The following is a 15,003-nucleotide window of genomic DNA, read 5'->3' on the forward strand; positions in this document are numbered from 1 at the left end:
TTGTGCGAGAAGCTCGGCGAAGCGTTAAGACGTTGTCATCACAAGGAGCCGACATGGCAGCAGCGCCACAAAGACGCGGTCAACAGGTCTCACAGGGCTGCTCGCCACGGCGATCGGCGTTGGTCTTCCTTTGCTTCCGTGAGTGCATCGGCGCATGTCAGCGTCGGTATCGGCTTTGTCGCAGCGCCCGATTATGCAGCGGCACCGGTCTATGTCTCGCCGCCCCGCCCGTCTACAACGCGCCTGCACCGCCGGATTTATTACGCCCCGCCTCCCCCACCGGCCGTTGGCTATCAAACGGCCCCCGCACCGGTCGTCTAAGGGGGGCTGGCGTGAACAGGAGTGGCTCGAGCATGAATGGCGCGAGCGTCGGGAATGGCGGGAACGCCAAGAGTACGACGCCGACGCGCGTATTACGGCTATTGATGCGCTAAGTCCATTCCGAGGTGAGTTGATGGCTTGATGCACGGCACCGCCAACGGGGCATCGCCTGTCTATTGCGCCTCGCGGCAATCGCTGACTGCGTTGCGTGGTTCATTGGTTACTCGGTCCTCAATGACCGACGCTCACCTTGTCGCGTCAAGTCGCGCTTAGAATTCACGCCTTTTGGGACTTACCATGACACCGCACGCCCTGCGTCTGATGTACCGCGACGCTATCGAACGTTTCGACGATGTCCAAGCGCTGCGATCGATACGCCTTTCGTCGAACGGAAGTCATCTGTTCGAGCTTTTGGCCTTCGAACTGCTGCTCAAATTCGTCCACAACACGACCACGCCGGAGAGCGGCTTGGCGCGCGGCCACCGCTACCATGAAATTTTTGCGGTGCTTCCGCAGGAACTCCAGGACGATCTTCTTCGCGTCGCCGGAGAACGCATCGGGCCGTCGGATCTCCGGAACCATGTCCCGGTGCTAGCGGACTGGTCCCACAATTTCGTCGCGCTGCGGTACCCCTACGAGAAATATCGCAACGACACAACTGAGGCGTACGTGAAACGCGGTGACGACTGGCAGGCAGCCGGCTCGCAACTCGAGACCGCCGACTTTCGATTCCATCCCGAGGAGCTGTTTGGGATGCTCCATGCGCTTCGCGCAGAGGCTGCGAGGCGCTTCGCCGAACTACCGCCGGGCTAGTTCGACGTCTTGGCAAACTCTGTCTGCCGATAGCGGGAGAAAAAAAACCGCACCCGCGATAACTTCCAGCTATCAACGGCGGTGGTTATCAGAAAAGGGGGAAGGCAGGTCGTTTTCACTGGTGAAAAAAGCCGGGCCTGGGCCTATCGTTGCGTAGAAGGCTGCCTGGACAGCAGGGAGAGGAACCATGACGCATCAGCCGCCTCAGCAGCCCGACCAACGCTATTCGTGGGCGGCAATGGCGGTGGTGGGTGCTTCCCATCATGACTCTTTTGCTGGCTTTGCTTACGGTATCAGCACTCTTGCAAATGTTTTTGTCTAGCTCGACGAATGGTGGACCGCATCAGAAATCATCATCCGGAGCATGCATCGACTGTCCGAGGAAGCCTACTATTTTCGATGCCGTAGACGCAACGCTCGCGGCACTTCCGAAGGCGCCAATGGCGTTCAACACGCCACCGCCCATGAACATCGACGACAGCGCCGCCAAGATTGAACTGCGCGTCGGCCCCCGGCAAACTCCTGCCGAACTTGCGAAGTCGATCACCGCGCCTGGCACCGTGCAGGTCCACGAAGTTCAAATCTCGAATCGGATGAAGGCCACGCTGTCCTCCGACGCAGACGGTGTGTCCATCACACCGTTGTCGCCGGCGATGCAGGCCGTCAGCGGACAGGCAGTCACCACCTGGGAGTGGTCCGTGAAGCCCAAGAAAGAAGGGCGATACCCGGTCCACGTTGCGCTGGAGGCGGAAGTGAAGATCGACGGTGAACGCACCCCGCGCCAGATTGGAGTCTTTGACGGAACCATCGCGGTCACGATCACAGGTCCGCAACGCCTCCAGCATTTCGTCAAAGAGAACTGGAAGTGGCTGTGGACGACATTGCTTGCTCCTCCAGCCGCATGGTGGTGGAAGCGCCGAGAAAAGAAGGCGGAAGACAAAAAGCCGGACGACGATCCAAAGATTATTCTGCCTAAGTAACGAGGGCGGACGGGAACGGCCCACGCATTAGTCTTTCGGCGAAGGATTTAACCGAGCGATGGCTGGTCTAGTCCATCCCGACCGCAGAGGTGCAGGCGCGGTCGAGTCACGCCGGCGGTGTTCGATGCTACCCGAAGGGCGGATTCCGCAGCGCTGCTTTGTCGGCCACGAGCTCATAGCCCACTTGATAATAGTTGATAAGGGCTGCACTATTGGCACTTACGGAGGGCAGAACCATGATTAGCGCAGACCTTGGACAACAGCTCGAGGGCTACATTACGAAGCTGGTCGAGTCAGGACGCTACGGCTCAAAAAGCGAAGTGCTCCGCGAAGGCGTGCGACTGATTCAGGATCGCGAGACGCAGCTTGCCGCGCTAGATGCCGTGATCGAGCGAGGCATCGCCGATTCAGACGCGGGTCGAGGAAAAGCCGCCGAAGAAGTGTTCGACCGGCTGGAAGCCAAGTATCAGGCGATGGTGAACGGCAAGGAATGATTGTTCGCATCCTTCCTGGCGCCGAGGCCGGGCTTGAGGCCATCGGCGACTACATCGCCCGCGACAATCCACGCCGTGCCTTGAGCTTCGTTTGGGAGCTACGCGACAAGTGCATGAGCCTCGCAGACATGCCCCTCGCGTACCCGCTCGTGCCTCGCTACGAACATCGCGGCGTGCGACATCGTGTTCACGGCAGCTATCAGATTTTCTATCGTGTCACTGGGCAGCCAGAGCGCATCGACGTCATTCATGTGCTGCATAGCGCACGAGATATCGCCGCTATCCTCTTCCCGTAGACACACACGAAGAAGTCGAGGTCGCAAAAAAACCCAGGACCTTTCTGGTGCTGGGCAAGCCATCGGCTTTGCCGGTGGCGGAGGTGCTAATAAGCAAACTGGCCGTCTGCAGTATCACGGCAGCGGCCAGTTCTCTAGTACCTAGCGCGAGCTACTTGGCTCGCTCGGACGATTAGTGACCGAAATAAACGCGAGCGATGCTATTGCCGGTGTGAGCCGGACCGCCCGATGCCGAGGCAGTGTCCGCGACGCCACCATAGCTGTTCTGGCCGTTCTGTGCCGCGACCTTGGCTTCGGCAGCTTGGATCTGCGCCGGGTACGTCGTGCGATCCATGCTCGGGTTGTAACCAGCGCGTTCGAGCTGCACCAGTTCCGCCTTCACTTGCGCGCGCGTGACCGGCTGGCTCTGAGCGAAGGACGAGACTGCGGGGACAGCGAGTGTAGCGGCGACGATGAGAGTTGCGAGTTTCATGATGCTTACCTCCAGATCTTTGTTCTTCGCAAACAGCCCTGTTTGCGTTTCAGTGATCTCAGTATAGGTAAGCGTCCGCTTAAGATTAATGGTCGATCGAACAACAAATCGTTGCAGTATTCGGGATAACCCTAACGCTTCACTTCAACACTTCCCCCTGCCCTATTCGTGCAGCCCGCGTCCGACGGTTTCACCGGTGAACTCACAGTGGGCTGCTGCTCTCCGCTAGCGTGTCCTTTCGTTGTTCAATAAGAGGCGCAGTTTTTCGAGCGCAACGAGTTGACCATGCCCCCCCTCTCGCCAGCACTTTTCAATCACCTGCTGAAGCTCGTACGCCTCGTCGACAACTCCGCGGAAGCGTTGCACCTCTAGGACGAGACGCTGCACGTCGGGATCGCGTGCCCTGTATCTGCACCAGAGCACTCTGAGTTCGTGGTAGCTGACCGGCAAGAAACTAGGAAGCGGCATGTGGATCTATGTACTGTATGGATATACAGTACTCTATCGCCTTTTGGCTGCTTGCTCCATACACTCGGCCCGTTGCTCGTCTTTAGGCGGACCGGTGAAAATTCAGTATATCGACTTTAGCCGCGCGGCCGCGCGCGTATTCACTGCTTCTGTCCCGCGGTCCAACGAGCGACTGTCGTTTTCGAAACCGCCAAATCTGCGGCGATTTCGCGAAGCGACCTCCCAGCTGCGGTCATACGTCTGGCTATGGCGCGCTTGTCTGCGCTGTCACCCCACCGTGCTTTGACGCGACGAGGATCAGAATCGGCGTTGCGCTTGAACCGTACGTTCATCATCGCCACCTGGACCAGCGCTGCGATCTCATTGGTCCCAGTCAGCAGCTCTTCGGTCTCGTCTAGCGGAACCTTGAACTCAAAGACCATTGCAGTCTTGCCGCGGCGTACTGCCAATTCCACTCCCTGTTCGGGCCGCACTAACAACAGCTCCGCCAAAATTTGATCCGTTGTTCTACGGCGAGGTGCGCCCAAGATCTTTTTTGCACGCGCCGTCAACTCGCTTTCGCCGATTGCGTTTCGCATTTTTACGAGGATAGAGCCGAGGTCATATGTGAGGCGCTTGAGCTCAAAGAGCTGTAAAACCTCGGTCGGTAGCTCAGAGATTGCGATCGCTTTTGCGAGAGCCGTCCGGTCCCACGCCGGAGAAGCCGCGGCGGCAGTGACCATCGACGTCCATCGTCCTTCCTCGATTCCTCGCTTGTACTCGGCGGCTAGTGTCAAAGGCGCGATAGCACGAACGATTCGTCTCGGTGGCCGCGCATCTTTACCGTCAAGAAGAGCGACGATTTCAGACCAGTGCAGTCCTAGCGGATCAATTCCCGTCGCCCGCTGGCGGAGGACGTCGGGACCATGATTCCAAACCAGTCGTGCAAGGTGTCTAGCCGTCTCATGCCATATCCCGGCCGTTTCAAACAATGCCAATACCGGTGGCGGCAGCTTCGAGACCGTAATGGCTCGGCTTAGTGCTCTGTCAGTTACCTTAGGAGTGAATCGGGCGAATGCAGCGACCGCACCCCGCTGAGTTTTCCATGAGGTGCCAAGGCCCGAATGGTAGAGCTCAGCCAGTGCGAGAGGATCGCGAGATATCGGAGTGCCAGCGAGTGCGGTCATTTATTTCTTGTCCTGGTGCCGCTGCGATTATCTGATCTAGCAGCGCTACGCAAATCGACGAAAGGCGGTCAATTTGTTTCTCTTTTCGGTGCTTTAATAAGCCGACCAGCCAGAACCTTGCATGACTCTAATCAGGCGTAGCCCGCGTCGGCTTTGTGCTGTCGTCCCACGTCGTCAGCACTCGACATTTAGTTGGCGCGCTTTTTTGCTACGTCATGAGGCCGCAAAGAAGAGGACGCCTCATCGCCCGAGGCTTCCAAGCCTGGGCGCAGCTTGAAGCATTTACGCCGAGGCCTCGCCGTCGAGTTCGCGGGTCCAGCTTTCGATAAGCGCTTTCATGCGCTCAGCTAGCATCTGCTGAGATTCGCCATCGACACCTTGGAGACTGAGTTCTGTCCTGCCGTCGGCGAACAACTTCAATTCCCCAAGGGAACCACCATCACGCCGCTTGAATTGGACTCTTGATTGGTAATGGACACGCCTTGAACCTCCGCGGCGCGTCGGTGCATCTGCGGAAGCAGCTTGTTCAAGTCGTCTCACGCTCGCTCGCCCTTCCAGAATCTCTTGAAGCCAATGTTCGGCCACGGCCAGCCCCCCTCGCTCGAGAATGAGCTTGAGGTTGTAAGCATGGGCAAGACCAACCGTATCCGCAGATTGAGCCATCCGGCTTAAAAATGAGGGAGGTAAGCTGTTGAGAAGGATCACCTTGTTTACATGTGTCGGCGCCTCATTCACGGCTGCGGCAAGCTCAGAATAATCTCGGTAAATCCCTTTTTCGAGAAGGCGATTCCAGGCAATTGCGTCGTCGAAAACGGTTTGCGCGTCGCGCTCTTTGTTCGCCCTATATGCTCTAAGGTAAAGAGCTTTATTTTCTAGACGCTCTTCATGCAACTCCGCGTCAATGAACTCCGCGCCGCGTGATTTTGCTGCACGTAGCCGCCGTTCGCCGTCGATGATCACCCATTTTCCCGGATACTCGGAGAGTCGAGTCACCTTGATAGGCTCCAGTTGTCCGTCTTCTTCAAGACTACGAGCCAGTCCGTCAATCGTCTCGGCGCTATAAAAAGTTCGAGGGTTGTAGGGGTTCGAAACCGTATCTGCAATCTTGATCCTTTGCCTCGGGACCATTGTCGCCACGTCATCGCCGTGAACCGGCCGCACACCGACAACAGTTGCTGCCTCCCTCAGCGCAGTCTCGGCGACTGCATTCTTCTGCAGGCGCGCCTCTGCAGATTGACGTTCCAAAGCCATGCCGGCCCTAACCCGGCTAGTCAAATTTAATTTAGCCATGCGACACCTCTGCAGCCTCTTCCTCGCTGTTCAACAACTCCACAAGCTCGTCGAAGAGAGCATTGATTTCCTCTTTGGCCGGCTTCACACCGCGAATCCCGCGGACATCAAAAACCGTGCGTCCTAACGCCGCAGCCTGCGGATAAACCTCTCGCTGCCGTATAGCTGTTCGCAGGAGCAACACATTGCTTTCCCGCAACACCTCGCTCATCTGCTTATGGAGAACGGTTTTCGCGTTTGTTTTACTAACCAAAATTGCAAATTTACCGGCTTTGTTATGGAGCCTGGTCCGCTCGATCAGTGCCATCATCCCTTCGCTACTCCAAAGGTCGAGAGGCGATGCATTAGTCGGAACTATGGTCGCATCGGCAACTGCTAGCACACGACCCGTTGTTAAGTCGTCAATGTTCGGGGGACAGTCGACAAGAACGACGTCGTAGTCGTCCGCCAATCGCCCGATCTCGTTGCCGATGTTTTTTTCGAGTTTGCGGACCGCTCCAACGCGGAAAGGGAGCGGCTTCTCAGGATCTGCAGTCGCGGCCCAACTCATGCAAGACTGCTGTCCGTCCGCGTCGGCAACGAATACGCGGTAACCAGAGGCGGAAAAGGCTCCAGCTAGATTCATCGTTGTTGTCGTTTTTCCCACCCCGCCCTTCTGATTCGCGACTGCGATTACGAGTCCCATTGTCGGCTCCGGAATCTGTTTCGAAAATATTTCTCGCGATTCTACAAGTAAGTGCGGTCAGAATCTAGAAATTACTTTAACTAGAAGCGCCGCCGATAGTGCTTGCTACTCGTTGTTTCTGAATCTTCGCCTTCACTTGCGGGCGTCCAGAGCTGGAACTACCACGTGGCAGCGCTCGAATGGATGCCGTGTTATTAGCAGCGTGCCCCCTCGTCGCACTGCTTGTGATCTCCTTCGTTTATCGCGCCGGCAGAGGGCAGTGGCTCTTCCCGCCGAGTGGTGCGCGCCACGCCTAAGAGACTGACCCGCTATTCATCGTAGGATTCTGTCACATCCCAAAGGGCTCCTAGGGGATCAGTCCGTAATTGCCCTGGTCGTGCCGCGCTGCCATGTGGGAACAACCCAGTCGCCAAGGCAACGGTCGTTGCGATGCTCTATCACGTGGTAGGTCAGTCAGTCCGACAAGGAAACGCTTCTTGTAACTAGCACCTGTGTACCGTAGTCGCCCAACGCTTCGATCTCCGCGGTGCGCTACCACGTGGTAGCCGAGGTCGGTCTGGCAAGGCAACACAACGATTCTGGTGACCCTTATCTAACGTGCACATCGCTAAAGCTACTTCCTGGTGTCCGCTACCACGTGGTAGACGCAGTCATCTAGCAAGGCAATAACTTGTATCCACTTCACGCGTGCACATCAATCGCCAAGGCCGCGGTTTTCGTGACGCATTACCACGTGGTAGCAACGCGTCCCCAAGGAAGGCTGCGGTTTTCGTGACGCGCTACCACGTGGTAGACACGCGTCCCCAAGGCTGTGGTTTTCCTGACGCACTACCACAATATCGTGTATCCACTTCACGCGTATGGTTTTCCTGACGTACTACTACGTGGTAGACACGCGTCCCCAAGGCTGCGGGTTTTCGTGAGGCACTACCACGCGGTAGACACGCGTCCCCAAGGCTGCGTTTTTCGTGACGCGCTACCACGTGGTAGACACGCGTCCCCAAGGCTGTTGTTTTCGTGATGCACTACCACGTGGTAGACACGCGTTCCCAAGGCTGAGGTTTTCGTGACGCACTACCGCGCGGTAGACACGCGTTCCCAAGGCTGCGTTTTTCGTGACGCGCTACCACGTGGTAGACACGCGTCCCCAAGGCTGTGGTTTTCCTGACGCACTACCACGTGGTAGACACGCGTCCCCAAGGCTGAGGTTTTCGTGATGCACTACCACGTGGTAAGCGCGCGGAAACAAACTCAGGGCATCGGTTCGCTTGCCTGCGCCGCGGTGCGCACGAAGGCGTCCCCGCCGCTGAGCTACACCGAAAATCCCATAACAATGGCTGTATCGGGTGCCTTGCTCGTGGGAAGCGAGGAGGCCAGGCGACGCGGCAGCGCTCCCGTCGTTACCTTGAACGGAACAGGGCGGAACTACGTTGTCTCGAAGTTGCCGCGTGGGCGCAACAGGCGGGCCCGGGACTGGATTATGGGTTATAAGATCCCGTGTTGGCCGAAAAAGCTAAACTACTCCTAATCGATTAAGAAAATCGGCGAAGCTCGCCCTTGCAAGCGGGTGGGTAACGTCAGGTCTGCTTCCGGGCGACAATTTTCGAGCTTGTCGGAAATGCTTTCCTTCCGAAGAGCCTAGGAACCCGTCCCACAATTCTTGGCGGCGGCCTTCCGGAAGTTGAGTCCAATACTCATCCAACCGATTGCTCTGGTCCTTCCGGGCCGCGGTCCGACGTCGCTCCAGCTCCCGCTCACGGCGTTGGTTATCTTCTAACAGCGCGGCCTGCTGTCGCTTTTCACGAAACAGCGAGAGCTCCGCCTTCTCAGAATTCGTCAGTAGATAACGGTCCTCTTCATCTCGCAGGGCACTTTTAAACAAGGAGAACCAATTCTTAACCGGGGATTTTTGTTTGTTGAGGATGTAGCGATATAACAAGACATCAGATATCGCTTCGATTCGCTCTATAGAAAAGGCTTCTGCAATCTCTTTAATCTGCTTTTGATTAAGGCCGAATTCTTCCCGCAGTTCTTTATAGCGGCCGGGATCAAGGTACGCACTCTCAGACAATAATTTGCTGTTGGGATTTTGAACTATGACGAAGTTAAGTGAAGTGACGAATCGCTTCTCACGTCCATATCGCACCGACGCAAAAATGTCCCCCAGCGACTCAAGCTCAACCAGCGCCGGTTGTATCACTCTCATGCTCAGGCGTTTGAACTCGTTATATTCCTCTGGGCCAACCCCCATTCGCTCTCTGAATTCGTCGAGCGTCATGTAACCCGTCTCTCCTCGCCACAGGTTTTCTCGCAGCAGCTCATATAGGTTCAGGGTGTATTTGCTTTTGAATCGCGCGTTCATCCTCATCGAGACATGATGGTACCGATCCGGTGCGGCGTAGAGCCTGCATAGGAAGGCCGGAATCTTGTAGTGTAGGGTCGTCCCTTCGATGAGAACATCCTGGATCATCTGCGTTGAGAACCATCGATTACCATCCGGAATCTGCATGAGCGCTTGCTGCATCTCTGACAGTGACGCTTTCAAGTAGGCGTAGTCGTTCACGTTGTGGTCTACCAACCACGATAAATAATCAAGCGAGACCGAGAAGACCTGCTGCGTCGACATTGTCGGACGCGCAACGAAAATGAGAGCATTATGCAACTTGCTCTGCAGAAGCTTTAGCGGATTTACGAACCGTACCCGCTGGCTGACCTTTTTTAGAAGGAGTTCCTCTTTAACTTGAGTAACCGGGACGCCATCCCTGAAAAGATCGAGACTCTGCTGATAGTTCCTCTTGCCTTCCGATTCGTTGCTCAAATAGAGCCGCGCCATGTCCGTAGAAGATAGCCTCTCAAGAAGCGCTGCCTCGTCTTCTTCAGTGAGAACCTCCACGGCATCGCTGCCGAGCTCAGCAATTGAAGAGGTTGTCGACGCCCCCCATGTATCAAGGTTGGAGGGGGCTAACGTCGCTGCTGCGACTGGAAGCAGCAGTTGCTTTTCGATTTTCTTGTTCCTGATGCCCATAGTCCCTCCAACGATGTTGGCGCTACTATGACCGGCCTCAAGCCCCATGTCAAAAAAGGTATGTAGTCTTGTCGCTGCCATCCCCCATAAACGTAGTCCTGCCGCCGAAGCTTCGCAGGTATCAACGGGTCGCAACGACTGTGCATCGCCCCATAGATGTAGTCTTTGGGTTGTTGCGGGGCCACAACGCGTAAAGGCCCAGGCAAAAACATCGCTTGAGCGGAGCCCTTGAGCGGGGATCCGCAATACCTTGACGTCGCGAGGGCGTGACGACCGCATGTAAAGCGGCGAATGGGTAGAAGAGGTTGCTCTTCGGCCTTCAACGCTGTCCCGAACCAATGCCAAGACTACGTTTATTTGGCGCAAGTCTGGCTCCGCTCCGGAAACCTGTTTTCAGACTAGGCTGAACAGCCCGTTTGCGTGCGTCGGCGTGCTTATGGCAAGTTGAAGACTACGTCTATAGGGATCTTCTGAGGGAGAGGCCCGATAAATGTAGTCTTTCCGAGGAAATTTGTGGACGAGCGGTGGTAGTACCCCGGGAGATGTAGTCTTGGAAGCTTGGTCTACGGCGGTTCCCGAAGCGCCGAAGGTGTCGCAAAGCCTCGAACCTTCGCATTGCCGCTCGTGGTGGGCGGGTTGCTCCTTATTTCTCTCGCTTCGATCTGATCTATAAGTATTAATCCAATCTCATCTGTAAACGTCACGTAACCCGTTGATCGGTTTGGAGATTTCGTCGCGCAGGACTACGTTTTTAGTGAGGGCAAGCCGGATAACTGTAGTCTTCGCGACTCAGGACTACTTTTGTGGGGTGTCAGAGGACTACCTTTATTGTGGCTTGGGGCCACATATGTCGGTGAAAGACTACGCCTATAGGTGTAGTCCTCAGCACGGCTAGGTGTTGGGAGTTGTCATCTCGGCATCGGTTGACGGCAAGCCCTTGTATGCGTCGGGTCGGACCCCGCGAGCCTTTATCCCTCAACAAGTCTACGGGTTGGTCGCCCGCAATGGGTCGAAGTTGCGTTGATCGGCGCGATCGGGTTCGCATCTGATGGGTACTCTCGAGGGTCCCACCGGCACGTGACCACCGGACGCATCCCGATCGCACGGCGCAGCCAGCGACGTTACTCAGCGCGAAGGCTTTTTGACTACCCGCCCTCGACGAATGCGTTGGCACGGGAGGTTCTCGGCCCGCTGAGACAAGGGCTTAGCGGGTCCATGGACGATGAGAGACGCTCTCCGGAGAGCGTCCCACTGCGGCTGGGGAATTTGTTAATGCTTTGAATTCAAAGAAGAAAGTGCTTGTTACAGAAAGCGCCGAATATTCACACCCCCCTTATTCGGCGCACTTTCCATATTATGAAATTCCTCCGTTGACGGCAATTCGCACGTTCGTCCCTAACGCTTTGACGCCAAGTGTTCGCCGGACCATGGAAATGGCGCTCGAAATTGGGCGTCTTTAGAAAAAACAGAGGACGCGCGTGCTGTTCCAATGGTGACCATTAATAAAGGGTTGCCATGCGTCTTTTCAAAAACAAGCGTCGGGCCGCGCTGTCTACGGCTCCAGGCATGTACGCGGAGGAAGATCCGAGCCAAGTCATCTTCGAGACAAGCACGAAGCTAAAGCTTGAAGCTAACCGCTGGATGCTGATCTCGTTCGGTCTTGTCGTGATCTCCGTCGGCGCGGTATGGACGCGGCAACCTGCGCCTTCGGTCACTCGCGTTGTGGGCGTCTCTGCCGATACCGGCGGGCATCCGATCGTGACCGAGCTCATCGCCTACAAGCCCGACTCGCAAGCTGTGCGCACGACCGTCAAGGACATGGCCGTTCGCTGGTTCACGATCGAGCCGGTGCTGTCGGACCGTCTCGAGACTTCGCGCATGACCGCCAACATCAACTCGGTCAAGGCGCAAATGATCGGCGCGGCAGCGGGGCAGTTCCGCGACTGGTTGAAGGCCGACACCCCGTTCCAGCAGATCACTGCCAACCCGAAGCTGATCCGCGAAGTAGACGTGCGCAATATCGCGTTGCTCGAAGACTCGACGGTTCTCGTTGAGTTCACGACAACGACCTCGCAGGCTGGCGCGACCGGCAAGCCGGACGTGAAGTCGTACGCGCTCACGTTGCGCTATCAAATCGTCGCGCCGACTGCTGAGCAGGCGTTGACGACGAACCCCTTCGGCATCTTCATTCCGTTCTTCCGCCTCGAGCGGACCGCATAAGCATGACCGCAACGATTCTCAACAAACGGCCGGTCATCGGCATGTGCGTCCTCGCCGCGTGCGCAGCGTTCCTTGCTCAACCGGCTGCGGCGAAAAAAGCCGCCAGCGATTCGTCGTTTAATGCCGCGATGGTCGCAGGCGACCCGATGAGCCCGATCAATCCATTCAACGGCGGCGCCGATCCTTTGACGATGCCGGGCGATGCGCGCATCGGCGTCTTCCCGTACAGCCGCGACCAGATCTACCGCGTGCTGACCGCACCGCTCAAGCTGACGACGATCGAACTGGAAAAGGGCGAGAAGCTGATTGCAGACCCGGCGATGGGCGACAGCGTCCAGTGGGAGATCGACGACGACAAGATGAACCACGTGTTCGTCAAGCCGCACAAGGCAGATCTAGTCAACACGCTGCATCTGACGACGAATCTGCGCGAGTACGACTTCACGCTGATCGCGTCGCCGGCCGGCGGCATGTTCTATCAGACGGTGCGCTTCCAATATCCGCGTGCGCCAATGGCCCGCGTCAGCGCACGCGATGACGCGACGGCGACTGGCGGGCGCGGTGGTAGCGATTCAGGAAGCATCGGTGTGGCGCCGGACAAGCTGAACTGGGACTACAGCGTCGATGGCCGCGCTGAGTTCACGCCGGAGACGGTCTTCGACGACGGACATGCGGTGTGGATGCGCATGCCGGCGAAGGCACAAGAGTGGCCGGTTCCGTTCATTCTCGACCACGGCGATCGCGTCGTCGCGAACTTCATCCGCCGCGGAGACTTCCTCGTCCTGCAGCGTCTGGCCGACGAGATCGTCCTGCGTTCCGGCAAGGATGAGGTCACGGTGACGCGCGGCCGCCGTCGCCTGTTCGGGGTGTTCTGATCGTGGCGAAGAAACCGGACTCGGCTACGCCCAGCGCGGAGCAAGAAGCACTCGTCAAAGGCAAGACGCCGCGCAATGCGATCATGAGCACCGGCATTTTGGCGGCTGTCGTCATCGGTGGCCTCGGCTTCTACTATCAGCTGCAGGCGACGAACAAGGCGGACGAAGAGGCGCGCATTCGGAAGGCGACCGCGCTCAAGTCGAGTACAGAAGCGCCCACCGCCACGAACAACAACGACATCGACCAGATGATCCGCCAGCAGCGCGACGCGGCGGCGTCGGAGGCTGCCGCGCGTGCAGCATCTGAAGCAGCGGCTCCGAAGCCCGCTGTCAAGCCGATGCTGACTGGTGCGGACTTCCAGGAAGAAGTCAAAGGCTCGGTTACGGACACGCGCGAGCTTTCGCGGCAGGCGGCACAAGACGCGATCTATACGTCCTCTATATTCAAACAGGCAGGCGCGTCGCGCTCGGCGAACTCGGCGACCGGCGTACTGCCCGCTGGCGTCCCTTCGTTGGACGAGGTACGAGCTGCTCGGAACGCTGCTGGAGCTAACACGCCCGATGCGATGGCGATCGCCTTGGCGAAGCAGGGCCAAGCACCGGAAGATCGCGACCGCGCCTTCCTGCGCGATGCGAGTTCGCGCGGCGGCATCGAACGGACAACCTTCAATGGCAGGTCGACGGGTTGCACGTTGACGCCGCCGCACGTCATACACGTCAAGACGGTCGAGGGGCTGAACTCGGACAAGCCGGGCCGCGTGGCGTTGATGGTGGACGAGGACGTGTATGACAGCCTGCGCAGTGACTGCTTGATGATTCCGAAGGGCGCGTTCATCAATGGCATGTACAGCGCGGACGTCAAAGTTGGGCAAGAGCGCCTGCTGGTCGCTTCGACGAGTCTGCGTCTTCCCAACGGCAAGAGCGTGCCGCTCAACGGCATGCAGGGTGCCAACCAGAACGGCTACGCCGGTTTCTCGGGCGATGTGAACAACCACTTCCTGAAAATCTTCGGCGCGGGCTTCATTACGGCGATTTTGCTGAAGGCGTTCGACAGCAGCTCGCAGACGGCGACGACCGCGACGCCGAACGGCGTCACCACTTATGGTGATACGGCGGGGCAGGTCGCGGCGGCGACGGCGCAGACCGTCATGCAGCGCAACCAGAATATCCCGCCGACCATCACGGTTGAACCGGGTCAGAAGTTCCTGGTGCAGGTGACGCAGGATATCGTCATGGAGCCGTACCATGACTAAGACGTGGGCGGCTGCGTGCCTGTCGATGATTGCGTTCGGCGCACACGCGGCGACCATCGATTCGATCATCAGCCCGACGCGCATCGTAGTCGATGACGGCACGAAACGCGCAATCGTCGAGTTGCCTGGCGAGCCGGTGTACGCATGCGGGCTGAAGCCGTTTCTGGCGTGGGCTAACCGATTTGAGGGCCAAACGGTCGAGGGGACAGCTAGCGGCGTTGCGATCAACATCGACGGATCACCGGTCAGCGTCGAAAGCCTGTTTGTGAAGGCGGGGTGGCTGCGACCCGCGGCCCTTAGCGATGACGCCCAAACGAGCATCACGGAGCGGCGTGGGGGATGGGCATGTGCATCTGCGCAAGCGCCGTTCGACGCGATGCATACGTCGGTCGATCCGAAGATACTCGCTGGCATCGCACTCAATGAGTCCGCATACAACGGTCGTGCATGGCCGTGGACGTTGAATGTCGCGGGTCGCGGCTTCTTCTTTCGCACCCGCGAAGACGCGTATCGCGCGGTCCGCTATCTGATCAGCAACGGCCGGTCGAACTTCGACGTCGGCATCATGCAGATAAACCGTAACCTTTGAGGCTGTTACATGACGATCTGAACCTCAGACGCGGTTTGCAGCGGATGGGTTTTCGC

14 protein-coding genes are annotated in these 15,003 nt (G+C 57.7%); 9 read left to right on the plus strand and 5 right to left on the minus strand.

All coding sequences use genetic code 11. From position 1 onward, the window contains the following. Positions 1-618 precede the first annotated feature (618 nt). From AWB76_RS37115 to AWB76_RS37130, 5 genes are all read left to right on the plus strand, one after another. Positions 619-1,134: a hypothetical protein gene (locus tag AWB76_RS37115; RefSeq protein ID WP_061165063.1), complete on the plus strand. Its 516-nt coding sequence runs from the start codon at positions 619-621 to the stop codon at positions 1,132-1,134. A gap of 187 nt (positions 1,135-1,321) precedes the next feature. Then, positions 1,322-1,456 carry a hypothetical protein gene (locus AWB76_RS42815; protein WP_279616477.1) on the plus strand — a complete coding sequence of 45 codons (135 nt, stop codon included), beginning with the start codon at positions 1,322-1,324 and terminating at the stop codon, positions 1,454-1,456. 118 nt (positions 1,457-1,574) lie between these two features. Further along, positions 1,575-2,114 carry a hypothetical protein gene (locus AWB76_RS37120; RefSeq protein ID WP_167357809.1) on the plus strand — a complete coding sequence of 180 codons (540 nt, stop codon included), beginning with the start codon at positions 1,575-1,577 and terminating at the stop codon, positions 2,112-2,114. 236 nt (positions 2,115-2,350) lie between these two features. Continuing rightward, a complete protein-coding gene (locus tag AWB76_RS37125) occupies positions 2,351-2,608 on the plus strand; it encodes a type II toxin-antitoxin system ParD family antitoxin (protein ID WP_061165065.1) in 258 nt (85 codons plus the stop codon). Continuing rightward, positions 2,605-2,904 (plus strand): type II toxin-antitoxin system RelE/ParE family toxin, encoded by a 300-nt coding sequence (locus AWB76_RS37130; RefSeq protein WP_061165066.1) that lies wholly within the window; start codon positions 2,605-2,607, stop codon positions 2,902-2,904. The genes AWB76_RS37125 and AWB76_RS37130 overlap by 4 nt, the downstream gene beginning before the upstream one ends. A gap of 172 nt (positions 2,905-3,076) precedes the next feature. Here AWB76_RS37130 and AWB76_RS37135 read toward each other — a convergent pair whose 3' ends face one another. The 5 genes from AWB76_RS37135 to AWB76_RS37160 all read right to left on the minus strand — a co-directional run bounded on the left by AWB76_RS37135 (position 3,077) and on the right by AWB76_RS37160 (position 10,010). Further along, on the minus strand, positions 3,077-3,376 hold the full coding sequence (locus AWB76_RS37135) for a DUF4148 domain-containing protein (RefSeq protein WP_061165067.1): 300 nt from the start codon (positions 3,374-3,376) through the stop codon (positions 3,077-3,079). Positions 3,377-3,984: 608 nt separating this feature from the next. Next, complete coding sequence (locus AWB76_RS41360) at positions 3,985-5,010, minus strand: helix-turn-helix domain-containing protein (protein WP_157696313.1); 1,026 nt, start codon at positions 5,008-5,010, stop codon at positions 3,985-3,987. Positions 5,011-5,292: 282 nt separating this feature from the next. Further along, the gene (locus AWB76_RS37150; RefSeq protein ID WP_063936442.1) at positions 5,293-6,300 is read right to left on the minus strand and encodes a ParB/RepB/Spo0J family partition protein; all 1,008 of its coding nucleotides are present in this window, start codon (positions 6,298-6,300) and stop codon (positions 5,293-5,295) included. Next, positions 6,293-6,985 (minus strand): ParA family partition ATPase, encoded by a 693-nt coding sequence (gene parA, locus AWB76_RS37155; RefSeq protein ID WP_061165071.1) that lies wholly within the window; start codon positions 6,983-6,985, stop codon positions 6,293-6,295. The genes AWB76_RS37150 and parA overlap by 8 nt, the downstream gene beginning before the upstream one ends. A 1,513-nt stretch (positions 6,986-8,498) precedes the next feature. Next, positions 8,499-10,010: a replication initiation protein gene (locus AWB76_RS37160; protein ID WP_157696314.1), complete on the minus strand. Its 1,512-nt coding sequence runs from the start codon at positions 10,008-10,010 to the stop codon at positions 8,499-8,501. Between the two features lie 1,515 nt (positions 10,011-11,525). On the opposite strand from AWB76_RS37160, the gene AWB76_RS37165 reads away from it, so the two are divergent. The 4 genes from AWB76_RS37165 to AWB76_RS37180 are packed head-to-tail and all read left to right on the plus strand — an operon-like array spanning position 11,526 to position 14,947. After that, entirely contained in the window at positions 11,526-12,230 is a 705-nt protein-coding gene (locus AWB76_RS37165) for a VirB8 family type IV secretion system protein (RefSeq protein WP_061165073.1), read from the plus strand. A gap of 2 nt (positions 12,231-12,232) precedes the next feature. After that, on the plus strand, positions 12,233-13,105 hold the full coding sequence (locus AWB76_RS37170) for a TrbG/VirB9 family P-type conjugative transfer protein (protein WP_061165074.1): 873 nt from the start codon (positions 12,233-12,235) through the stop codon (positions 13,103-13,105). Between the two features lie 2 nt (positions 13,106-13,107). Further along, positions 13,108-14,358: a TraB/TrbI/VirB10 family type IV secretion system protein gene (locus tag AWB76_RS37175; RefSeq protein WP_061165075.1), complete on the plus strand. Its 1,251-nt coding sequence runs from the start codon at positions 13,108-13,110 to the stop codon at positions 14,356-14,358. A gap of 25 nt (positions 14,359-14,383) precedes the next feature. Further along, on the plus strand, positions 14,384-14,947 hold the full coding sequence (locus tag AWB76_RS37180; RefSeq protein ID WP_244173671.1) for a lysozyme family protein: 564 nt from the start codon (positions 14,384-14,386) through the stop codon (positions 14,945-14,947). The last annotated feature ends 56 nt before the right edge of the window (positions 14,948-15,003 follow it).

Origin of the sequence: Caballeronia temeraria (assembly GCF_001544795.2) — a bacterium.
Taxonomy (GTDB): domain Bacteria; phylum Pseudomonadota; class Gammaproteobacteria; order Burkholderiales; family Burkholderiaceae; genus Caballeronia; species Caballeronia temeraria.